15 protein-coding genes and 1 tRNA gene are annotated in these 21,711 nt (G+C 63.2%); 8 read left to right on the top strand and 8 right to left on the bottom strand.

From position 1 onward, the window contains the following. Positions 1-5: 5 nt before the first annotated feature. The gene (locus VGP39_RS00785; RefSeq protein WP_327566205.1) at positions 6-746 is read left to right on the top strand and encodes an amino acid ABC transporter ATP-binding protein; all 741 of its coding nucleotides are present in this window, start codon (positions 6-8) and stop codon (positions 744-746) included. 140 nt (positions 747-886) lie between these two features. Here the strand turns inward: VGP39_RS00785 and VGP39_RS00780 are convergent, their stop codons facing one another. From VGP39_RS00780 to VGP39_RS00765, 4 genes are all read right to left on the bottom strand, one after another. After that, positions 887-1,924, bottom strand: coding sequence for a cysteine synthase A (locus tag VGP39_RS00780; RefSeq protein ID WP_327566204.1), 1,038 nt, complete (start codon positions 1,922-1,924; stop codon positions 887-889). A 96-nt stretch (positions 1,925-2,020) separates the two neighbouring features. Beyond that, entirely contained in the window at positions 2,021-3,250 is a 1,230-nt protein-coding gene (locus VGP39_RS00775; protein WP_327566203.1) for a cyclopropane-fatty-acyl-phospholipid synthase family protein, read from the bottom strand. Between the two features lie 54 nt (positions 3,251-3,304). After that, positions 3,305-4,210 (bottom strand): DUF1365 domain-containing protein, encoded by a 906-nt coding sequence (locus VGP39_RS00770; protein WP_327566202.1) that lies wholly within the window; start codon positions 4,208-4,210, stop codon positions 3,305-3,307. Positions 4,211-4,212: 2 nt separating this feature from the next. Then, positions 4,213-5,526 (bottom strand): NAD(P)/FAD-dependent oxidoreductase, encoded by a 1,314-nt coding sequence (locus VGP39_RS00765; protein WP_327566201.1) that lies wholly within the window; start codon positions 5,524-5,526, stop codon positions 4,213-4,215. 271 nt (positions 5,527-5,797) lie between these two features. On the opposite strand from VGP39_RS00765, the gene VGP39_RS00760 reads away from it, so the two are divergent. The 6 genes from VGP39_RS00760 (at position 5,798) to VGP39_RS00735 (ending at position 16,112) form a co-directional block, all read left to right on the top strand. Next, positions 5,798-7,348, top strand: coding sequence for an efflux transporter outer membrane subunit (locus tag VGP39_RS00760; protein WP_327566200.1), 1,551 nt, complete (start codon positions 5,798-5,800; stop codon positions 7,346-7,348). Then, entirely contained in the window at positions 7,338-8,732 is a 1,395-nt protein-coding gene (locus VGP39_RS00755) for an efflux RND transporter periplasmic adaptor subunit (RefSeq protein ID WP_327566199.1), read from the top strand. The genes VGP39_RS00760 and VGP39_RS00755 overlap by 11 nt, the downstream gene beginning before the upstream one ends. A 53-nt stretch (positions 8,733-8,785) precedes the next feature. Then, positions 8,786-11,941 (top strand): efflux RND transporter permease subunit, encoded by a 3,156-nt coding sequence (locus VGP39_RS00750; RefSeq protein WP_327566198.1) that lies wholly within the window; start codon positions 8,786-8,788, stop codon positions 11,939-11,941. Then, on the top strand, positions 11,941-15,045 hold the full coding sequence (locus VGP39_RS00745) for an efflux RND transporter permease subunit (RefSeq protein ID WP_327566197.1): 3,105 nt from the start codon (positions 11,941-11,943) through the stop codon (positions 15,043-15,045). The genes VGP39_RS00750 and VGP39_RS00745 overlap by 1 nt, the downstream gene beginning before the upstream one ends. 204 nt (positions 15,046-15,249) lie before the next feature. Then, positions 15,250-15,987, top strand: coding sequence for a tRNA-uridine aminocarboxypropyltransferase (locus tag VGP39_RS00740; RefSeq protein ID WP_327566196.1), 738 nt, complete (start codon positions 15,250-15,252; stop codon positions 15,985-15,987). Between the two features lie 51 nt (positions 15,988-16,038). Continuing rightward, a tRNA-Cys gene (locus VGP39_RS00735) sits at positions 16,039-16,112 on the top strand. 58 nt (positions 16,113-16,170) lie between these two features. On the opposite strand, the gene VGP39_RS00730 is transcribed toward VGP39_RS00735, so the two are convergent. Next, positions 16,171-16,383 carry a hypothetical protein gene (locus tag VGP39_RS00730; RefSeq protein ID WP_327566195.1) on the bottom strand — a complete coding sequence of 71 codons (213 nt, stop codon included), beginning with the start codon at positions 16,381-16,383 and terminating at the stop codon, positions 16,171-16,173. A gap of 80 nt (positions 16,384-16,463) precedes the next feature. Between VGP39_RS00730 and VGP39_RS00725 the strand changes: the two genes are divergently transcribed. Further along, entirely contained in the window at positions 16,464-16,694 is a 231-nt protein-coding gene (locus tag VGP39_RS00725) for a glyoxalase (RefSeq protein WP_327566194.1), read from the top strand. Positions 16,695-16,756: 62 nt separating this feature from the next. Here the strand turns inward: VGP39_RS00725 and VGP39_RS00720 are convergent, their stop codons facing one another. The 3 genes from VGP39_RS00720 to VGP39_RS00710 all read right to left on the bottom strand — a co-directional run. Then, positions 16,757-16,936 (bottom strand): hypothetical protein, encoded by a 180-nt coding sequence (locus VGP39_RS00720; RefSeq protein ID WP_327566193.1) that lies wholly within the window; start codon positions 16,934-16,936, stop codon positions 16,757-16,759. A gap of 171 nt (positions 16,937-17,107) precedes the next feature. Next, positions 17,108-20,023 carry an AMMECR1 domain-containing protein gene (locus VGP39_RS00715; protein ID WP_327566192.1) on the bottom strand — a complete coding sequence of 972 codons (2,916 nt, stop codon included), beginning with the start codon at positions 20,021-20,023 and terminating at the stop codon, positions 17,108-17,110. Beyond that, on the bottom strand, positions 20,023-21,711 hold a 1,689-nt coding region (locus VGP39_RS00710; RefSeq protein ID WP_327566191.1), incomplete at its 5' end, for a RiPP maturation radical SAM C-methyltransferase. The genes VGP39_RS00715 and VGP39_RS00710, both read right to left, overlap by 1 nt.

Here is a 21,711-nt window from a genome sequence, read left to right as displayed (position 1 = left end):
TGGCCATGACAACGAATTCCATCGTCAATGTCGCCGCCCTGAACAAGTGGTATGGCGATTTTCATGTGCTGCGCGACATCAATCTGGACGTCGCCAAGGGCGAGCGCATCGTGATCTGCGGCCCGTCGGGCTCCGGCAAATCGACGCTGATCCGCTGCATGAACGCGCTGGAGGAGTTTCAGGAAGGCGAGATTGTCATCGATGGCATCGAGCTTGGTCCGAACCTGCGGCGCGTCGATGAGGTGCGGCGTGAGGTAGGCATGGTGTTCCAGAGTTTTAACCTGTTCCCGCATTTGACCGTGCTGGAGAACTGCACGCTGGCGCCGATCTGGGTGCGCAACATCCCGAAAAAGGACGCCGAGGCGGCGGCGATGAAATTCCTGGAGCGCGTCAAGATTCCGCATCAGGCCAACAAGTATCCCGGCCAGATGTCCGGCGGCCAGCAGCAACGGGTCGCGATCGCGCGGGCGTTGACCATGAACCCGAAGGTGATGCTGTTCGACGAGCCGACTTCGGCGCTGGATCCGGAAATGGTCAAGGAGGTGCTGGACACCATGGTCAATCTTGCCAATGACGGCATGACCATGCTGGTGGTCACCCACGAAATGGGATTCGCCAAGGAAGTGGCGAACCGCGTGGTGTTCATGGATGCCGGGCAGATCATCGAGTCGAACACGCCGGCGAACTTCTTCGCCAATCCGCAACACGCGCGGACGCAGCTGTTCCTGAGCCAGATTTTAAGGTGAGCACCGGATGCGCCGTCATCCTGAGGTGTTCGCCGTTCTTGACGGCGAGCCTCGAAGGATGGGCAACAAGCGCAAGCGGCGATCCTTCGAGGCGCGCAAGAGCGCGCACCTCAGGATGACGTTGGTGAGTGCGGCAATAATCAAACCTTCTCGAACGGCACGTCGATCTTGGTCGTGTGCTCCAGCCATTCCGGCACCGGCAGGTTTTTCGAGCGCATGAAATCCGGATTGAACAGCTTCGACTGATAGCGCGTGCCGTAGTCGCACAGCACGGTCACGATAGTGTGGCCGGGCCCGAGCTCTTTTGCGAGGCGAATGGCGCCGGCGACGTTGATGCCGGTCGAGCCGCCGAGACAAAGCCCTTCGTGCTCGAGCAGATCGAAGATGATCGGCACCGCTTCCTCGTCGGGAATCTGGTAGGCGTCGTCGATCACAGCACCTTCGAGATTGGCGGTGACGCGGCCCTGGCCGATGCCTTCGGTAATCGAGGAGCCTTCGGATTTCAGCTTGCCGTGCTTGTAGAATTCATACAGCGCGGACCCCATCGGATCGGCCAGCACGATCCGGACTTTCGGATTCTTCGCCTTCAGACCCAGCGAGACTCCGGCAAGCGTGCCACCGGAGCCGACCGACGCCACAAAACCATCGACCTTGCCATCGGTCTGTTGCCAGATTTCCGGCGCCGTGGTTTCAACATGGGCGTCCCGGTTGGCGACGTTGTCGAACTGGTTGGCCCAGATCGCGCCGTTGGGCTCGGTCTTGGCGAGCTGTTCGGCGAGACGTCCCGACAGCTTTACGTAGTTGTTCGGATTGGCGTAGGGCACCGCGGGCACTTCGATCAGTTCGGCGCCGCATAGCCGCAGCATATCCTTCTTTTCCTGGCTTTGTGTTTCTGGAATCACGATCACCGTGCGAAAGCCGAGCGCGTTGGCAACCAGCGCCAGCCCAATTCCGGTGTTGCCGGCGGTGCCTTCGACAACCACGCCGCCCGGCCGAAGCGTGCCGCGTTGCACGGCGTCGCGAATGATGAAGAGCGCGGCACGGTCCTTCACCGACTGGCCGGGATTCATGAACTCGGCCTTGCCGAGAATGGTGCACCCGGTTTCCTCGGATGCGCGCTTCAGCTTGATGAGCGGCGTGTTGCCGATCGCTTCGACGACGTCTTTGTTGAATGTCATGAGGTGGGAATTCTGCCAGCGGGGGGAGATCAGGCGGCAACCCTAATAGAGGCGTGATAGCCGCACAAGTGAGCGCAACGCCGCTGCAAGCCACCGCTATTTCGATTTCGCGAACACCACCTGCCGCACGTCGATATTTCCCGACAGAAAACCCGCCTCGCAATAAGCGAGGTAGTATTCCCACAATCGCCGGAACCGGTCGTCGAAACCCAGCGGCATCAGGTTCGGCCATGCGGCGCGGAAATTATTTCGCCAGGTCGCGAGCGTCTTGGCATAATCTTGCCCAAACACGCGCTCGCGGATGACGGGAACGCCGAACCGCTCGCCCAGCGATTTCAATACCTCAGGCGACGGCAGCATTCCGCCCGGGAAAACATAGCGCTGGATGAAATCGACTTCCCGGCGATAGGTCTGGAAGAATTTGTCCTGAATGGTGATGGCCTGGATTCCCGCCAGCCCGCCGGGCAGCAGCCGGTCGCGCAGCTGGGAAAAATATTGCGGCCAGAACTGCTCGCCGACCGCCTCGATCATCTCGATTGACGCGATCCGGTCGTATTGGCCGCGTTCGTCCCGGTAGTCCTGAAATCTGATCTCGACCTTGTCGCCGAGGCCCGCGTCCTGCATTCGCTGCTGCGCGAAATCGCGCTGCTGCTTGCTGATCGTCAGCCCAACCACATTGGCGCCGTAGTTCTTGGCCGCGTATTCGGCAAAGCCACCCCAGCCGCATCCGATCTCCAGCACCTTCTGTCCGGGTTGCAGGTCGATGGCTTCGGCGAGCCGGCGGTATTTGTTGTGCTGCGCGGCGGTCAGGTCGGATGTGCCGTCCTCGAACAGAGCGGAGGAATAGGTCATGCTCGGGTCGAGCCACGCCGAGTAGAATGCGTTGCCGATGTCGTAATGCGCGTAGATATTGCGCCGCGCCTGCCGCCTGGTATTGCGGTTGAACCAGTGGCGGACGATCTGGACGAACCGCATCAGCGGATTGTCGCCGAGCATCGTCTGGATCAGGTCGTGGTTGACGCAGAACAGATACAGAAACTGGGTGAGGTCCGGCGTGTCCCATTCGCCTTGCAGATAGGCTTCGGCTATTCCGATATCGCCGCCGTTCACAAGCCGCGATGCAAATCCGTAATCGTAGATCGTCATCTCGGCCGCCGGTCCGGGTTCCATGCCGCCCAACCTGACCTTTCGGCCATCGGGCAGCTTGATATCGAGCGTGCCGCGGCGCAGTTTCGAGCCAAAGCCTAGTGCCAGCCGCACCAGTCGCGGCAGATCAGAAAGCTCCTGATCGACATTTTCGGGAGTGAGACAGATCAGGTCAGACATGACGACCCCCACTGAGCGATGTGTCGACGGCCGAGTCTATCCGAGATTCGACCTTCACTGCATCAGAGCGCCTTTCCGCAGACCGGGCTTTCGTCCGGTTCCGGACAACGCAGTCTCAGTATAATCGCTGCACTCAGGGGTCGCCAAGCCGGTTTTTATGCCGGCACCGGTTTGTGCGGCATTTGTCCGCGGCACCGGCCGGGCGCCCTTGAGCCAGAGCCGCAGCGCCTGCCAATGGATCGCTGCGACGATTTTGAAGGTGAGAAGCGGCAGCGAAAACAACGATTCCAGCAGCGCCGGCGTGGTCAAACCGCGGCGCCGGCCGTGGAAGGTGGCCGAGAGCAGGGGGCCTTCGTGGCCGGTCTCCAGGATGCGCAGTTTGACGCTTTCTGCCGGCGGCGCGACGCGGAAACGGTAGCGCATCGCCATCTCGATAAAGGGCGAGACGTAAAAAAGCTTGTCCTGCTGCTGGCGCAGGCCGGCTTCGCTGATCTCGCCTGGCTGCACCGGAAGCACGTAGCAATGCAGTTCGCCAAGGGTGTTGCGGACCTCGTAGATGATCAGGGCAAGTTCGCCCTGGGCGCGATAACAAAAGTAGACCGACAGCGGATTGAAGACGTAACCGAACAGCCTGGGGTAGCACAGCAACAGGACCCGGCCGCCGGTCAGATCGATTCCGCGCGCGGCAGCGCACCGCTGCGCATAGGCGCGCAAGGACGATCCATCGCGCTCGCCATGATCGGCTTCGTTGAAACTGTACAGCGCCGACCGGTTGACGGCGAATAGCGGCGATTGCCGGTCGGCCTCGCCCAGCCGGTCAAGATCGATCAGCAGGCTCATCACGCGATAGCTGAAGCGGTGGCCTATCGGCTTCAGCCGCGCATGCATGACATTGCCAAAATAAAGCACGGCGGCATCGGCCGTAACCGTCCGGGCGCGCTTGTCGGTATCGTTCGGCATCGCTATTCCGCGGCTTGCGCGAGTTCGGGCGGCGGCGCGCGCCACGGTACCGTCGCCCCCAGTGCCTCGGCGACCGCAAGGCCGGATCGCAGACCGTCCTCGTGAAAGCCGTACCCGGTCCAGGCGCCGCAGAACCAGGTACGGCGCCTGCCCTGAATCTCATGAAGCCGTTTTTGCGCGGCGAAAGCGGCTGCGTTGTATTGCGGATGATCGCAGATGTATTTGCCGAATGTCAGCGCCGGATCGGGCGCGAACGGCGGATTGAGGCTGACGAACAGCGGCATGTCGTCGGCGATCCCCTGCAGGCGGTTCATCCAGTAGGTCACGGCGACGTCGTTGATCACAGTCCCTTCGCGCCGCCAGCGCAGAAAATTCCAGGATGCCCAGGCGCGCCGGCGCCTCGGCATCAGGGCGATGTCGCGATGCAGATAGACGAGGTTGGGCGCGTAGCGGATGCCGCCGAGAACGGCGCGTTCCCGGTCGCCCGGGTCGGACAGCATCGCCAGCGCCTGATCGCTATGCGCAGCGATCACCACGTGATCGTAAGTGTCTCTTCCGCCATGGCTGTCATTGACCACGACGCCATGTGGGGCGCGTTGGATCGAGGTCACGGCGCAGCCAAGACGAAGCCGGTCCCGGAATGCCGAGGTCAGCTTTTCCACATAACGGCGGCTGCCACCCTTCACGGTGCGCCAGACCGGGCGGTCGTATTGCAGCAGGCGATGATTGACGAAGAACGCGACAAAATTCTCGGCGGGAAAATCCAGCATCTGGTCGGATGGTGCGGACCAGATCGCCGCGCCCATCGGCGCGAGGTAGTCGGTCAGCAGCCGCGGTGCGAATTTGCGATACGCAAAATATTCGCCCAAAGTGCGGCCGGCTAGTCTGCCGGCCGCATGGTCCTCGATGCTTTTGGTATTGAAAATCAGGATGTCGCGCAGCATCCACAGGTAAGACGGCGACAACAGGTTTTTCGGCTGGGCGAACAGGCCTTGCGCGGTATCGCGCCAGGTGTCGCCGCCGCCTTTCCATTCGAAACGGCCGGCATCCGCCGTGACCGCGAAGCTCATGCAGCTTGGCTCGGTGTCGACGCCGAGATGCGCAAACAGCGCCGTCAGGTCCGGATAATTCAGCTCGTTGTAGACGATGAATCCGATGTCGACGGCAAGCGGCCAGCCATCATAGTCGATAGTCACGGTGTGGCTGTGGCCGCCGGATCTGAACTCGCGATCGTAGACGGTGACCGGGTAACGCTTCGACAAGGCCCAGGCTGCGGCGTTGCCGGCGATTCCCGTTCCAATAACCGCAACGCGCATTCCAAAGCCCCTGGCATCCGTTCACCTCCGAGCTACGACGCCGCTATCTCGAAAGTTTCAGCTGTTGGCGGGGCAGGCCGCCACGAGCAGGCCGAAGGCACATGAAATCTTCGTAAGACTCCGCCATCGCCGAATCGCGCCGAGTTCGACAAAGCCCAATAAAATAGCCCGGATCGGCAAATTTCGACGGCCCTGCACGCAGCCTTAACCGGTGCAGCTTGCGGGGACAGTTGCCGAACAGGACTGTCCGCACCTGGTTCGTACAGCTACAATGGCGGCCGGTTCCATTGGAAGCATCACCCCGGTGACTACGTTGCAAGTTGCGTCGGCAAAGCCTGGTTTAGTGCGTTCGGCGAACCTGCTCGTGGCGTTCATCCTCGTCGCGGCCTCGGCGGGCTGTATTCTGACCAAGGACCTTCCCGATCCCGCGCTGGAGATTCCGGACCGCTACAAAGCTGCGCGACTGTCCAGGCTCGATGCCCCGCCAACCCTGGATTGGTGGCGCGGGTTCCGGTCGTCCGAATTGACCACGCTGATGGAAGAAGCACAGACGGTCAATCTCGACATCGCGGCGGCTACGTCGCGAATCCGTCAGGCCGATGCGCAGGCGCGGATCACCGGTGCTGCGTTGCTGCCGACCCTGAACTTCAACGGCCAGGAAGCCTATTCCCGCACCTCGGGCTCCAGCGCCAGCGGGTTGTCGATCGGCGGCCGCGAAGTGGTCAACTACACGGCCTCGCTCAGCTCCGCCTATGAAATCGATTTCTGGGGCAAGAACCGCGATGCCGCGCTGGCGGCCGAAGAAATCTCCACGGCTAATCGTTTCGACCGCGACGTGGTGGCGCTGACGACGCTCGCCGCCGTCGCCAACGCTTATTTCCAGGTCTTGGCCTCGCAGGATCGGCTTCGCACCGCCAGCAGCAACATTGCCAGCGCCACGCGAATTCTCGACGCCATCAAAGCGCGCTTCAAGGCCGGAACCGGCACCGATCTCGACGTAGCCCAGCAGGAAGCCGTACTCGCCAACCAGAGAGCCTTGGTTCCGCCACTGCGGCAAACGCTCGCGCAGAACGTCAACGCGCTGGCGACGCTGGTGGCGCGACCGCCGGAAAGCGTGAAAGTCAGCGGCGGCTCGCTCAACCTGATCGTGCCGCCGCGGGTGACGCCCGGGCTGCCGTCGGAATTGCTGACGCAAAGGCCGGATATTCGCCGCCAGGAGGCGCAGCTTGCCTCCGCCACCGCCAATGTCGGCAGCGCGCGCGCGCAGTTTTTCCCGAGCATCCAGCTCACCGGGCAGGGCGGCTATCAGAGTTCGTCGCTGGCGTCGCTGTTTCAGCCGCATGCGGCGTTTTTCAACGCGGTCGGCAGCCTGACCCAGCCGATTTTCGACGGCGGCCGGATTCTCGGTAATTTTGAGTTCACCAAGGCGAGACAAGACGAACTGCTGCAGACCTACCGCAAGACGGTGGTCCAGGCCTTTGCCGACGTCGACAATGCGCTGGTGGCGATTCGGCAGACCACGGAAAAGCTGCGGCTGCAGCGCGAGGTGCTGGCAGCTTCGAAGCGGGCGTTTCAGCTCTCCGAACAGCAGCTACGGGCGGGCACCGCCGACATCGTGACTGTGCTAAATACCCAATTGACGCTATTTCAGGCGGAAGATTCGCTGTGGCAGGCGCAACTGGCCCGGCTGCTGGCGATCGTCAGCCTGTATCAGGCGCTGGGGGGCGGCTGGGAGCCCTTGGAGCCGAAGCTCCTGGGGCCAAGAATCCTGGGGCCAAGAATCCTGGGACCAAGATTGGAAAGACCGGTCAATGCTCTTTAAGCCGGATTTGAACGAAACCGCGAAAGCAGCCGGCGGCAGCGTTGCCCGCGTGGCCGGTCGCGCGCGCCGGCGTACGGTTTCTATTTTCATCACGCTGCTGATTCTTGGCGGCCTCGGCTATATCGGCTGGACGTCGTTTCAGCAGAAGCAGCAGCAGGCGGCCAACCGGGTCCGCCCCGATCTGGCGGTGCCGGTGCTGGCTGCGACGCCGCGCATCCAGGACGTGCCGGTGTATCTCGAGGGCGTCGGTTCTGTTCGCGCGCTGAACAATGTCCTGGTTCGCGCGCAAGTCGATGGCAAGTTGATCGCCGTCAACTTCACCGAAGGGCAGGAGGTCAAAAAAGGCGATATTCTCGGCGAGATCGACCCGGTGATCTATAAGGCGCAGCTAGACCAGGCGGTCGCCAAGAAGGCGCAGGACGAAGCCCAGCTTGCCAACATGCGTCTCGATTTGACGCGCTATCAGCAGCTTGCCGCCTCCAATGCCGGCTCGAAGCAGCAGGCCGACACGCAGCGCGCCGTCGTCGCGCAGCAGGAGGCGCTGGTCAACGCCGATCAGGCCATGATCGACAATGCCCAGGCAACCCTGGGCTATACCAAGATCATCGCTCCGCTATCCGGCCGCGCCGGCCTGCGCCAGGTCGATCAGGGCAACATCATCCGCGCGTCCGATGCCACTGGTCTGGTGATCATCACGCAGCTGCAGCCGATTACCGTTCAGTTCAGCCTTCCGCAGCAGCAGATCGTGCGGGTCAATGCCGCTTCCGCAAAGGGCGCACTTTCGGTCGACGTGTTCGGCAATGACGGGGCCACGGTGGCGGACACCGGCACGTTGAAGGGAATCGATAACCAGGTCGATCCGACCACCGGAACCCTGAAGCTCAAGGCCGAATTTCCCAATGCCAATTTTCAATTGTGGCCGGGTCAATTCGTCAACGTGCGGCTCAAGGTTGAAACGCTGCCGAAGGCACTGGTGATACCGGCGTCGGCGGCGCAGCGGGGACCGGCCGGAACATTCAGTTATGTCATCGACAACGACGACACCGTGACGGCCAAACCGATCACGGTGATCCAGCAGAACGAGACTGACGCCGTGATCGGCAGCGGGCTCACGCCATCCGATCGGGTGGTGACGACCGGCTTTGCCAACCTGTCCGACGGCGCCAAAGTCATTGTCGGCAAGGACGAGCAAACGCCGTCGGCCGATCTCGCGCCGCGCAAACGGCAGGGCAGGGGCGCGCAGGGCGGCCAGGGCAAGGAAGGTCAGAGCGAGCGTCGCGGCAAGAAGGCCGAGAGCGGGCAAGGCGAGGGCGATCAAAAGGGTCAAACCGGACCGGCGCAGGGGAGCGACAAGTCAGGCAGCGGAGCGAAGGCGCAGCCATGATTCACACATCGAGCGCGTGACGTCATGACCGTCGCAGCAATGGACACGCAGCCATGAGCGTTTCGGAACCATTCATCCGCCGGCCGATCGCGACCTCGCTGCTCGGGATCGCGCTGCTGATCGGCGGGGCGCTCGGCTATTGGGCGCTGCCGGTCTCGGCGCTGCCGCAGGTCGATTTCCCGACCGTGCAGGTGACGACGCAGTTGCCGGGCGCCAGCCCGGACGTGATCGCCTCGCTGATAACAGCGCCGCTGGAGCGCCAACTGGGGCAAATTCCATCTTTATCGTCGATGACATCGACCTCCTCGTTCGGCGTCAGCCAGATCTCGCTGCAGTTCGACCTCAACCGCGACATCGACGGCGCCACCCAGGACGTGCAGGCGGCGATCAATGCCGCGGCGGGAATCCTGCCGAAGAATCTGCCGTATCCGCCGACCTACGCCAAGGTGAACCCGGCGGACGCGCCGGTCATGACCCTGGCGCTGACGTCGGAGACGATTTCGCTGCGCGCCATGAGCGACATCGCCGACACCTTGCTGGCGCAACGCCTGAGCCAGATTTCCGGCGTGGGACGCGTGTCGATACTGGGCGGCCTCAAGCCGGCGGTTCGCGTGCAGGCAGACCTGGCGCGGCTCGCGGCCTATGGCATTGCGATGGAAGACCTGCGCAACGCCATCGCCGGCGCAAACGTCTCGGGGCCGAAAGGATCGCTCGACGGTGCGCAACAGGCCTACACCATCGCCGCCAACGACCAGATCGCCGCGGCGGAAGCCTATAAGCCCATTATCATCGCCTACCGCAATGGATCGCCCGTGACCATTGGCGACGTCGCGAAAATCGTCGACGGGCTTGAGAACGACCGCACCGGCGGATGGTACAACGGCACGCCGGCTGTCATCATCGACATCCAGCGCCAGCCCGGCGCCAACGTCATCGAAGTCGTCCGCCAGATCCGCGAGGAAATCCCGAAAGTTCAGCGGGCGATTCCGGCCGGCGTCAAACTGACCATCGTCAGCGACCGCACCGTGACCATCCGTGCCTCCGTCAACGACGTGCAGTTCACGCTGATCCTGAGCGTCGTGCTGGTGACGCTGGTGGTGCTGCTGTTTTTGCGGTCGATGCGCGCGACGCTGATCGCCGGCGTGGCGCTGCCGCTGTCGCTGATCACCAGCTTCGGGATCATGTATTTTTCCGGCTTCAGCCTCGACAATTTGTCGCTGATGGCGCTGACCATCGGCACCGGCTTCGTGGTCGACGACGCCATCGTGATGATCGAGAACATCGTTCGCCACATGGAAAACGGCGAAAGCGCGATGGAGGCTTCGCTCAAGGGCGCCAGCGAAATCGGTTTTACCGTGATCTCGCTCACCGTGTCGCTGATCGCGGTGTTCATTCCATTGCTGTTCATGTCCGGCCTGGTGGGGCGGATGTTCCGCGAATTCGCGCTGACGCTGACCATCGCGGTGGTGACGTCGGCCATTGTCTCCCTGACGCTGACGCCGATGATGTGTTCGCGGCTGCTCAAGCATGCCGGCGAGGAGATCGCGGTTCCCGGGCTGGCCGCGGTCAGCCGCGGTATCGATCGCATGGTCGCGTTCTATCATCGCACGTTGATGTGGGTGCTGCGGCATCAGCGCGCGACGCTGGTCGTTACATTGGCAACCATCGCCGCGACGGTTGCCCTGTATATCGTGGCGCCGAAGGGCTTTCTGCCGCTGCAGGACACCGCGTCGATCACCGCGGTGACCGAAGCCGGACCCGACGTATCCTTTGCGGAGATGCAACGCCGGCAGACCGAGGCCGCGGACGCGATCAGGGCTGACCCCGATGTCACCGGCGTGGTGTCCGTGATCGGCGCGGGCTCGGTCAATCCGACCACCAATGTCGGCCGCCTGGTGATGACGCTGCGGCCACGCGGCGAACGCCGCGACGATATCTCGGTCGTGGTCGCACGATTGAAAGAACGGGTGGCGCCGATCCCGGGCATGACGGTTTATTTCCAGCCGGTGCAGGACGTCCAGATCAGCACCCGGTCGAGCCGCTCGCAATACCAGTACACGCTGACCGGCACCGATTCCGCACAGGTGGTGCTGTGGGCGGGCAAACTGGTCGCGGAATTGCGGCGCGATCCGCTGTTCCGTGACGTGTCATCGGAGGCGCAGGAGGGCGGCCTGCGCGCCGCGCTCGACGTCAACCGTCAGCGCGCCGGCCAGCTTGGTGTCAGCATCCAGGCCGTGAATGACACGCTGAACGATGCGTTCGCGCAGCGGCAGATTTCGACGATCTACGGGCAGGCCAACCAGTATCGGGTCGTGCTGGAGGCGTTGCCGGAGTATCAGCGCGATCCTTCCATCCTCTCAAAGCTCTATGTCCCCGGCGCCGCCAGCGCACTTCCCGGCGTCGCGGCCGGGCAGGTGCCGATATCAGCGGTTGCCACCCTGACGCGAACCACCGCGCCGCTGGCGATCTCGCATCAGGCGCAGTTTCCCGCGGTATCGCTGAGCTTCAACCTGGCGCCGGGTGCGGCGCTTGGCGACGCAGTGGAGGCGGTCAAGACCATCGAAACCGGGATCGGAATGCCCGGCAGCATCGTCGGACTGTTCGCCGGCGACGCCGCCGAATTCTCCAAATCGCTGGCCGGGCAGCCGTGGCTGATCCTCGCAGCCCTGGTCACCATCTACATCGTGCTGGGCGTGCTCTACGAAAGCTACATTCATCCGATCACCATTCTTTCGACGCTGCCGTCGGCGGGAGTCGGCGCCATTCTCGCGCTGATGCTGTTCGGACAGGACCTGTCTGTCATCGGCCTGATCGGCATCATCCTGCTGATGGGCATCGTCAAGAAGAACGCGATCATGATGATCGACTTTGCGCTGGAGGCCGAGCGGCATCAGGGCATGTCGCCGTACGACGCCATCGTGCAGGCCTGCCTGCTTCGGTTCCGCCCGATCATGATGACCACGCTGGCCGCGCTGTTCGGCGCGCTGCCGCTGGCGGTGGAAAGCGGCACCGGCGCCGAGCTGCGGTTTCCGCTGGGCATTTCGATCATCGGCGGCCTGCTGCTCAGCCAGCTGCTGACGCTCTATACGACGCCGGTGATCTATCTGGCGCTCGACCGGCTGAACCGGCGGATCGAGAAAGCGGTGCCGCCGGTTGGACCCGAGTTGCCGTCGCCGCCAATCGCGGGAGCGACCGAGGGGATGCAGTAATGCTGTCGATCTCCGAGCCATTCATCCGTCGGCCGGTCGGCACCACGCTGCTGGCGATCGGGCTGTTTCTGGTCGGCGCCGTTGCCTACAACTTCCTTCCCGTCGCGGCGGTGCCGAATGTCGACTTCCCGATGATCCGGGTTTCGGCAACGCGCCCCGGCGCGGACCCGACGGTGATGGCCGGGACGGTCGCCGCGCCGCTGGAACGCCGGCTCGGACAGATCGCGGGCATCAACCAGATCACATCAACGAGTTCGCTGGGCTCGACCAGCATCCAGCTGCAATTCAACATCGGCCGCGACATCGATCGCGCAGCGCGCGATGTCCAGGCCGCGATCAATGCCTCGCTGGCGGATTTGCCGAGCGACCTGCCGTCACTGCCGAGATTCCGCAAAGCCAATCCGGCCGCCGCCCCGGTGTTCGTGCTGGCGTTGACCTCGAAGACGATTTCGCCGAGCGCCATTTATGATGTTGCGGACACCGTGGTCGCGCAGCGGATTTCGCAGGTGCCCGGCGTCGGCGAGGTGACGGTCACGGGAGCCGACCAGCCCGCCGTGCGCATTGCGCTCAACCCGGTCGCGCTCTCCAATGCCGGCATCGCGACCGACGATGTCAGGACCGCCGTCATCGGTGCCAACGCGCTGGGTCCGGTCGGCATTTTCAACGGCGCCCGCCAGAGCGAGACCCTGTCGGTCAACAAGCAGATGCGGACCGCGGCCGAGTTCCGCGACATCCTGGTCAAGAGCAGGAACGGCAGCTTCGTCCGGCTCTCCGACGTGGCCGAGGTCGAGGACTCCGTCCGCAACAGCCGGTCGATCGCATGGTTCAACAAGCAGCCGGCGGTGCTGATCCAGATCACCAAGCAGGGCGACGCCAACGTCATCGACATGGTCGACCGCGTCAAGGCTTTGATACCCGAACTGAAGCAGTGGATTCCGGGCGGCGTCGAGATTTCAACCTTGACCGACCGCACCGGCACGATCAGGGCCAGCGTCGAGGATATGCAGCTCACGCTGCTTGCCACCGCATTCCTGGTCATGCTGGTGGTGTTCGTATTCCTGCGCCGGATCACCCCGACTATCGCCGCCGGCGTCTCCGTGCCGCTGGCGCTGGCCGGCACCTGCGCCGGGATGTGGCTCGCGGGATTCTCGATCGACAACCTGTCGCTGATGGCGCTGGCGATCTCGATCGGCTTTGTGGTCGACGACGCCATCGTCATGATCGAGAACATGTACCGCAATCTCGAACAAGGGATGCGGCCGTATCGGGCGGCACTCGAGGGCGCGCGGCAGATCGGCTTCACGGTGCTGTCGATCAGCCTGTCGCTGATCGCAGCCTTCACGCCGCTGATTTTCATGGACGGCATCGTCGGCCGGCTGCTGCGGGAATTCTCGCTGACGCTGACTTTCGCCATCGTGGTGTCTACGGTGGTGTCGCTGACCATTACGCCTATGATCTGCGCGCATTACATCAAGGAAACCACCTCCAGCAGTGCCACATGGTTCGACCGCCTCGTCGAAGGCTCGCTGTCCCGCGTCGTCGCATTTTACGAGCGGACGCTGCGCTTCGTCCTTGATTTCCCGTTTTTGACGCTGCTGGTGTTCTTTGCGACGATCGCCCTGACGGTGACGCTCTATGTCAAGACGCCGAAGGGATATTTCCCGGTTGACGACAGCGGTTTCGTGATCGGTTCGACGCGCGCCTCGGCCGACACCTCGTTCCAGACCATGCTCGGGCTGCAGCAGCGGCTGGCCGATATCGTGATGGCCGATCCGGCGGTGGCGGGGGTCGGATCGTCGCTCGGCGGGGCCGGGGGCCCCGGCGGCGGGGGATCCAATCGCGGGGTCATGTTCATCAGCCTCAAGCCGCCCGCGCAGCGCGGGGCGACCACGGCGCAGGTGATCGACCGGCTGCGCAAGGATCTCTACCAGGTCGCCGGCATCCGGCTGTTCATGTTTGCCGCCCAGGATATTCGCACCGGCGGACGGCAAAGCGATTCCGACTACCAGTACACCTTGTTGAGCACCGACCTCGATCTCTTACAGAAGTGGGCGCCGCTGGTGGCCAAGCGCATGGAGACCGTCGAAGGCATCACCGACATCTCCAGCGACCGCGACCCCGGCGGGCTGCAGCTGACATTGGCGATCGACCGGCAAAAAGCCTCGAGCCTTGGCGTGCGGGTCCAGGACATCGACAACGCCCTCAATAATGCGTTTTCGCAGCGGCAGATCTCGATCATCTACACCCAGCGCAACCAGTACATGGTGGTGCTGGAGATCGATCCGAAATTCCAGAGCGACCCGTCCAATCTCGAACGCATCTTCGTCGCCGGCGCCAATGGCACGCAGGTGCCGCTCTCGGCGGTGGTTCGCTATCAGCGCGGGCTGTCGCCGCTGGCGGTCTATCACTCGCAGTCGTTTCCCTCGACCACGGTTTCCTTCAATCTTCTTCCCGACGTTGCACTGGAGGTCGCCACGTCAAATATCCAGCGCGCGGTCGATGAGCTGCACATGCCGGAAGGCATTCGCGGCAGTTTCGACGGCAATGCCGGTGATTTCAACAGGACCGCAGGAAGGCAGCCGCTGCTGATCCTCGGCGCGCTGGTGGCGATGTATATCGTGCTCGGCGTGCTCTATGAGAGCCTCGCCCATCCGCTGACCATCATTTCCACGCTGCCGTCGGCGGGCCTCGGCGCGCTGCTGGCGTTGCAGGTCACCAATACGCCGCTCACCGTCATCGCCTTCGTCGGCATCATTCTGTTGATCGGCATCGTCAAGAAGAACGGCATCATGATGGTGGATTTTGCGCTAGATGCCGAGCGCCATCGCGGGCTGTCGTCGGCCGAGGCGATTTTCGAGGCGTGCAGCGTGCGGTTTCGCCCCATCCTGATGACGACCATGGCGGCGTTGTTCGCCGGCATTCCATTGGTCATCGCCACCGGCCCCGGCACCGAACTGCGCCGGCCGCTCGGCATCACCATCATCGGCGGACTATTGGTCTCGCAGATCCTGACCCTGTACACGACGCCGGTGATATATCTCTTGATCGACCGGCTGCGGCGGCGGCGGTCCAGGCCGGCGCCCGTCGCCGCACCGGCGGAATAGCACCTGCCAACCGCGCACACCGACGTCATCCTGAGGTGCTCGCCGTCCTTGACGGCGAGCCTCGAAGGATGGGCCACAGGGGCAAGCGGCCATCCTTCGAGACGCGCGCAAGTGCGCGCTCCTCAGGATGACGGCATTTGTGGCGTGGCGCATGTTTCATTTCCTGACTGTTGAAGGCCGGGCCTGCAAAGCGTATAGCGAGCCATGTCAAAACACCTCGAGCCGGCCGCCGGCAACGCCGCGCCGCAGGCGATCCCGGATTGCCCGGACTGCGACAAGCCGCTGCCGCTCTGCATCTGCGACAGCATCACGCCGATCGAGAGTCGCATTTCGCTCTTGATCCTGCAGCATCCGCAGGAGCAGGACAGGGCGCTCGGCACCGCGCGGCTGACCGCGCAGCATTTCAAGAACGCAGTGTTGAAGATCGGGCTGTCCTGGCCGAGCCTGTCCAAGGCGCTGGGGCGGCAGGTAGCTGATCCCCAGCGCTGGGCGGTGCTTTATCTCGGCTCCGCCAAAGTCGCCGAGCTTGACACCGACCGCGAGGTCGTCGCCCTCAACCGCAAGGGCGAGGTCGAGGACAATCAGCGCGCGATTCTGAAGGACATCGAAGGCATCGTCCTGCTTGACGGCACCTGGAGCCAAGCGAAGGCGCTGTGGTGGCGCAATGCGTGGATGCTAAAGTGCCAGCGCGTCATCCTCGGTCCGGCGCGGCCATCGCGCTACGGCAAGCTGCGCCGCGAGCCGCGCCGCGACGGATTGTCGACCATCGAGGCCGCGGCGATGCTGCTGGCTGCCCTCGAAAAACGCCCCGACATCGAGGCGACGCTGAGCGCCAGTTTTGAGCGGATGCTGGCGAAGTACCGGGAGGCGCAGGCGGTGCTGCCGGAACTCGCACCAAAACCCCGGCCGAAACGCGATTACCGCCGCCGCAAGCGGGCCTGAGCGGCCTCGGTTGCCTATCGTGGCTCCGGCGTATATGAGGTTCGCCCATGGGGCCACGTGGCGGAGTGGTTACGCAACGGTCTGCAAAACCGTGTACACCAGTTCAATTCTGGTCGTGGCCTCCAGCCATCCCATTGAAAAACCCTTGAAATCGGTTTGGCTCAAAGCGGCTTGCCGCCGCTTTCATTTCGGTTTTGCGTTCAGCCCGAGCTGCACCAGGCGGCGGATGGCTTCGGGGCGATCGAGTTTGACATCCTGACGGGCGATCCACTCGTCAATTGATAGCATTTCGTATTCGGTCCAATCAGGGTTCGGGTCGGCTGCCAGGGCCTTTTGTGCCATCCCTCGTGCAGCGGCTACGGAAGCTGTGATTTTGGCCAGGGTGCTCTCTTTCATCGTCTTCGCCTTGTTGGGGGTTTTTCGCCCGAAATTTTGGTGGCGGTGGCAAATCTACGGATCGTCGCGCTGCCTCGCCGGTGCTGGATCAGCAAGCGCTGCGCGTTCGCCGATTGGATCATGTCCTGCTGGCTATGGCTGCCGGCGGGGAGGCCGAGGCTCGAAAATTCTACCAAGGTATTCTCGGAATTCCAGAGGCGGTCAAACCACTCGAACTTGCCCCGCGCGGTGGCCTTTGGCTTGAAGATGGTGAACTAAAGGTTCACCTCGGCGTCGAGCAGAATTCTGCGCAGGCGCGAGAGCTTTTCTAAATCAGATCAGTTGCTTGAACTTATTATTTGAGAAATCAAAATAGCCAACGAGTGGTTCGAAATCAGCAGGACCCCGACCAGCCCTGGGGAAAGGGGACGAACGGCCAGGCCAGCTGATTGTCGTTCGCAGCCAGCGGCGGCGCGTCGAAGACCGGCGGCAGGTGCGAAAAATCCGGCGGCGGAGCGGGCACCATGGCCGTCCGGACGGCGTCCAGCAATCGGTCGAATTCGACTTCGCTCATGGGTGTTCTCCCTCGTTCAGGAGCCACCTTGTCAAAAACCTTTTGTTTGCGGGTTGAAGGGATCGTTCAAATTGTATCGATCGGCCGGTGGGGCCGGGCGTGGTTACCGATTGCTTGATGGTGTGTGAGATCGGGCGAGGCGGGCGAAATGATCGCGTCCGGTGGCGCTCGCTAACCGGCTTCGGCCGCTTCGCGAATTCCGATCAACGCAGCAAGATAATGCTGCACGAAGTCGATGCATATTTCGCTGGCTCGCGCGCTTCGCCGCAGCCCGCCGATTGCCATTGCCGGGTTGGGAAGCAGGGACGCATCGCGGGACTGGATGATCAAACCGTCCAGGAATTGCAGCCCGCGCCGGCACGAGTCGATGTAGTCGCGATGGCGCTCCTGGTTTCCCGTTAGCCGCGCGAGGCAGGCCGCGGCGGCCAGGCCCTCCAGATACAGCGCGGTCGTATAGCCCGGCGTGTCGGACTGATGATCGTTCAGGAACGCGCCGGACTTTTGCTGCTGGAAGCCGAGGATCCAGTCGGCGACGTCGAAAGCCAGATCGGCGAAGCACGGATCGGGCTTGATCCGCCAACAGGCGAGGCACGCCTGCGCCAGCCATGAGACCTGCCCGAAATGCGGCCGGGCGCGAAACCGGTGCCGGTAATAGCGAAACGCCCGCGTGAACTTTACGTCGTCGAGTGACGTCAGTCCGGCCTGCGCCGCGGTGGCGAGCGCCAGCAATACCTGGCCCGGGAAGTAATCCTGATAGGCGTCCGATGCCGCGGCTTGATCCGCATGCGTGTGGACGCGGCCATGCGCATCGATGCGCGACCAAAGCGTCGCCGCAAGCCGCGGGACCCACCGCTTGCGGAGCTTCTGGTCCGAAATTTTGCATAGCGCGAGAACGAGCAGGGCGTTTTCGGCGACCGAACGATCGTTGTCGGCGTAACTGAGCCACAGTCCGTCAGCGGTTTCCTCGACGGCGTCCAACAGGAATTTCATCGTGCGGAGGGCGGCCTTGCCGGCCGATTCATCGGTTGTCCCGGAGGCCCGTGCCAGCACCCACGCGGCATGGGCAAGCCGTGGCAGATCGACGCTCTCATAGAGTTGATCCAGTAACGGCTCGTAGCGGGTGAAGAACGTGCCGTCCGGACGCTGGTGCCGCAACAAATAAGCGATGGCGAGCGGAGCAAGCCGCCCCAACAATGCCGGCAATCCGGCCGGGGCAGCTTCGGGCGCGAAACTTCCTTCGACAGGTCGCTCGCCCGCCTGATCCGCAAGCCACGCCGCACACGCGAACCGGGTCCACCGGTACGGCGGCTTGGTGATCGCGGCCTTGCGCAGCAGTTCCTCGACGAAGGCAACGGGATAAAGGCTGTAACGGCTGGCGACCGAAGGCAAATAAAGTGCAAACCGTTTCTTCTGCTCGACCATCAGCGCGTGCTCGCCATAGCGGATGCGGCGGATGATGTCCTCGATGGAATGAAGCCCAAGCTCGAGGCGGTCGTACAGCAGCGCGACGGTGACGGATACCGCCTCCGGCGACGTCACGTCCGCCGGAGCTTCGAAGCGCGTATCGCCCAGCGCGGCCTCCACCAGCGTCGCCACATCCTCGTCGAGCCGGCGCAGCACGGCGCCGAAACATCCGCGCAGCCGCCCACCCAGATAGACGCTGACGTAAAGCTGATCGGTATCGGAGGGCAACAGGTCATCGCGAAGCGGCGCCGTGCACAGTTCGCTGCCGAACAGCCTGGCGACGGCGAGATCGCGCGCACGTGCGGCCACCATGCCGCCGCGGTCGGCTCGCGTCAGCGGATGGGCCGCGGCGAAGGGAACGCCGGTCGGCTGCCAGCTCACGCCGGGCTCCGCCGCCTTGATGACGTCGTGACGAAGGATCGCGTGCGGCTCGAACGAAATCAGCCCGGCATTGGTCGTGCGCGCGTGCTGATACTGATCCCACTCATTCAGGATGCCGGGCATGCGCGGCAGCGCGCCGCCCATCCAGCCCGGCCGTTCCAGGCTGCGCACCACGATCCCGTAGCGGTCGTTGTCGAGCGCGCCGACCGGACACTGTTCCATCGCGGTAAAGAACGTGACGGCGATCGCGCTATCGTCGAGCAAGGCAAGCGCCTTGTTCTTCGGCAGGGTTTCGGCCGTCTTGAGCGCTGCCCACAGCACCGCTTCGCTCGCCGGCCAGGCTTTCTCGCCGGGGAAATTCCAGTATCCGTCACGCGCGTGGCGGACGTGAATGTCCTGGAGGGAGCGCAGGCTTACCCAGGCGCCGCCTCCAGCCGGATAATCGCTGTCGAGCGCCTGCGGCGGGCGCGGCAGTTTTCCGGAGGTGAGGTATTCGCGCATGGCGATGCGCGCCAGTTTGGCCGGATGCAGCTTCTCCGGGGCGCGCGCCTTACTCCATCGGATTTGCGGAAAAATCTTGGTCGGATTGCCGATCGGCTTCGGCTCGTCATCCATGTGATAGATGAAGTCACTCCAGATGTCGGTTACCGCCTCGACGTGGTAGCCCTGCTCCTGCATGCGCGCAAAGCCGCCGTGCCAGCCGAACCGGACCAGGAAGATTCCGCCCTCGACGCGAATGCCGGCGGCGCGCAGCGTATCGCAGGCAAGCTGCATGGAGGTGCCGGAGCTGATGGAGTCGTCGATTACGATGGTGGGTTCGTCTTTATCGATCGGACCTTCGATCAGCTTCAGTGAGCCGTGCTTCTTGCGCTGCTGGCGCACCAGCAGCCCGTGATAGCGGCCGCCCGACTGCATGATGACGGAATTCAGGATCGGCACGGCGGTCAGTCCGAGGGTTGCGATCTGCCGGCCCTCGAAACGCTTGAGCAGTTCGAGCACGCAGCGTCCGGCCAGCTCCGCGCCGCGCGGCGTCAGCGTGACCTGCAGCGAATTCAGCATCCAGCGCGCCGTCGATCCGTCGCGCGACAGGATCGGCTGTGTCGGCGATTCGTAGAGGATGGCATCCTTGCGCATCATGCCGAGGAGTTCGTCGCGGTCCGCATGAAACGCAGCCGGCAGGCGCGCCAGGCTGTCCGACCACGCCTCCGCCACGAAAAAATCGCCGATGCGGTCGCGCCGCATCAGACGTAGGAATTCTTCGGAAGCGCGAGACTGAGATATTGGTCGTCCAGCCGGATCATGAGATCTCGCTCGCGAAATTCAGCCAAAGCCGGCGCCAGCCAGTCGGTTTCGCCGAACTCGGTCCGGATTGCGTGTTCGGTCTTCGCATCCATGCAGAACTCATAGAGCGCGGCGTGGCCGTCGGAATAGTCGAACTGCCGCGGCGTGCCGTTGCGCGCGTCCTCGATGAAGATCGACGCGCATGACTTTCGGTACTGCAGCGTCGGCCGTTCGCCGTTGCGCCAGCGCTCCTGCCAGCCGCCGACGGCGCGGAAAATGTCGTCATATTCGTGTTCCGGCAGCATGCCGGGACCGTCGTGATCGAAATAATACGAGATCCTGTCCAGGTTGAAGCGTCCGCGCGGGAAAATGTAGCGATAGCAATCGGCCGGACGCAGGCGGCCGACGCCATGCTTGTCCGGATCGGTGAACATCGGCGAGCCGCGGTCGGCGCGGGCCCTCGCGATCGCGTAAGGCGGCTGGAGATGCGGAATCTTGTCGATCACGTCGCATTGCTGGCGATAATCGTCCGCCGTCTCGCCGGCGAAGCCGACCAGTATGTTGTAGAGATTGTTGATGCCGTAATAGGTGCACCACTTCATCAGTTCCAGGTTGCGCATCCCGGTCGAGTGCTTCTTCATCAGTTTGAGCACGTGCGTCGAGAAGCTCTCGATACCGGGTTGCACCGAAACCAGTCCGCCGCTGCGCATTCTGGCAAGCTGATCGCGTTTGAAATGCGGACGGATTTCGTAATGCAGGCGAATGTCGCTTTTGGCCTCCGCAAGCCGCCCGAACAGCTGCTCGGTATATTCCGGCGCCATGATGTTATCGATGGCGTTGAAGTCGAGGCGCCCGTAGCGGCGCGAGAGCGTCTCCAGCATGTCCATCACCTGCTGCGGCTCCTTGGCGCGGAATTCCATTCCCGCCCGGTTCAGGCCGCAGAACGTGCAGTGGTGTTTTACGCCCCACCAGCAGCCGCGCGCGGTTTCGATCGGAAGCAGCACCTCGCCATGCGGACTATATTGGGCGTATCCGCTCTCGCCCCTCGCGTAAAAATATTCTTCGAATTCCGGCACCGGCGTGACGTTGAGGTCGCGCAGGTTGGCCGCGCGCCCGCCGAACACCACCCGCCCGCCGTCGCGTGACATCAGGCCGGGAAACCCGCTCACGGGCTTTTCCTCGAGAATGCCCTGGATTATTTTCGGCAGTGAAATCTCGGCGTCGCCGCAAAAGACGTAATCGACTTGCGGGCAGCCGCGCACCACCTCTTCGGCGATGTCGTCCTCGAGGGCGGCGCCGCCGAAAATGATCGGCAGCGACGGATGGCGCGCTTTCAACGCGCGCGCCAGCGCGACGCTGGCCAGCAGCTGCTGAAACACCAGCGAAAAGCCGACCACCCCGAAGCGGCTCCAATCGACACTGTCCACGCAGAAGTCGATAAATCGCGGAGCCGCGTCATCGCGAAGGCGCCTGAGATCGTCGAGCGAGCAGTCGGCGAGCTTGCAGATGGTGCGGAAATTACGTTCGAAGACCTCGAAATATTCGGGGTCTTCTTCGTGCTCGCCGAACGCGGCCTTGGTCCATATCCATTCGCCGATCAGGCTCGGCCAGACCTCGGCGAGCACTTCGTTCATCTGCCAGCCGACATG

It is taken from the genome of Bradyrhizobium sp. (assembly GCF_036009065.1).
In the GTDB taxonomy this organism is placed as follows: Bacteria; Pseudomonadota; Alphaproteobacteria; order Rhizobiales; family Xanthobacteraceae; genus Bradyrhizobium.
This window is presented reverse-complemented; position numbering and strand designations above follow the sequence as displayed.

Excerpts from the sequence above, each read along its gene's own strand:
- VGP39_RS00785 (WP_327566205.1), top strand. The coding sequence starts at position 6 with ATGACAACGAATTCCATCGTCAATGTCGCCGCCCTGAACAAGTGGTAT.
- VGP39_RS00780 (WP_327566204.1), bottom strand. The coding sequence starts at position 1,924 with ATGACATTCAACAAAGACGTCGTCGAAGCGATCGGCAACACGCCGCTC.
- VGP39_RS00775 (WP_327566203.1), bottom strand. The coding sequence starts at position 3,250 with ATGTCTGACCTGATCTGTCTCACTCCCGAAAATGTCGATCAGGAGCTT.
- VGP39_RS00770 (WP_327566202.1), bottom strand. The coding sequence starts at position 4,210 with ATGCCGAACGATACCGACAAGCGCGCCCGGACGGTTACGGCCGATGCC.
- VGP39_RS00765 (WP_327566201.1), bottom strand. The coding sequence starts at position 5,526 with ATGCGCGTTGCGGTTATTGGAACGGGAATCGCCGGCAACGCCGCAGCC.
- VGP39_RS00760 (WP_327566200.1), top strand. The coding sequence starts at position 5,798 with ATGGCGGCCGGTTCCATTGGAAGCATCACCCCGGTGACTACGTTGCAA.
- VGP39_RS00755 (WP_327566199.1), top strand. The coding sequence starts at position 7,338 with ATGCTCTTTAAGCCGGATTTGAACGAAACCGCGAAAGCAGCCGGCGGC.
- VGP39_RS00750 (WP_327566198.1), top strand. The coding sequence starts at position 8,786 with ATGAGCGTTTCGGAACCATTCATCCGCCGGCCGATCGCGACCTCGCTG.
- VGP39_RS00745 (WP_327566197.1), top strand. The coding sequence starts at position 11,941 with ATGCTGTCGATCTCCGAGCCATTCATCCGTCGGCCGGTCGGCACCACG.
- VGP39_RS00740 (WP_327566196.1), top strand. The coding sequence starts at position 15,250 with ATGTCAAAACACCTCGAGCCGGCCGCCGGCAACGCCGCGCCGCAGGCG.
- VGP39_RS00730 (WP_327566195.1), bottom strand. The coding sequence starts at position 16,383 with ATGAAAGAGAGCACCCTGGCCAAAATCACAGCTTCCGTAGCCGCTGCA.
- VGP39_RS00720 (WP_327566193.1), bottom strand. The coding sequence starts at position 16,936 with ATGAGCGAAGTCGAATTCGACCGATTGCTGGACGCCGTCCGGACGGCC.
- VGP39_RS00715 (WP_327566192.1), bottom strand. The coding sequence starts at position 20,023 with ATGCGGCGCGACCGCATCGGCGATTTTTTCGTGGCGGAGGCGTGGTCG.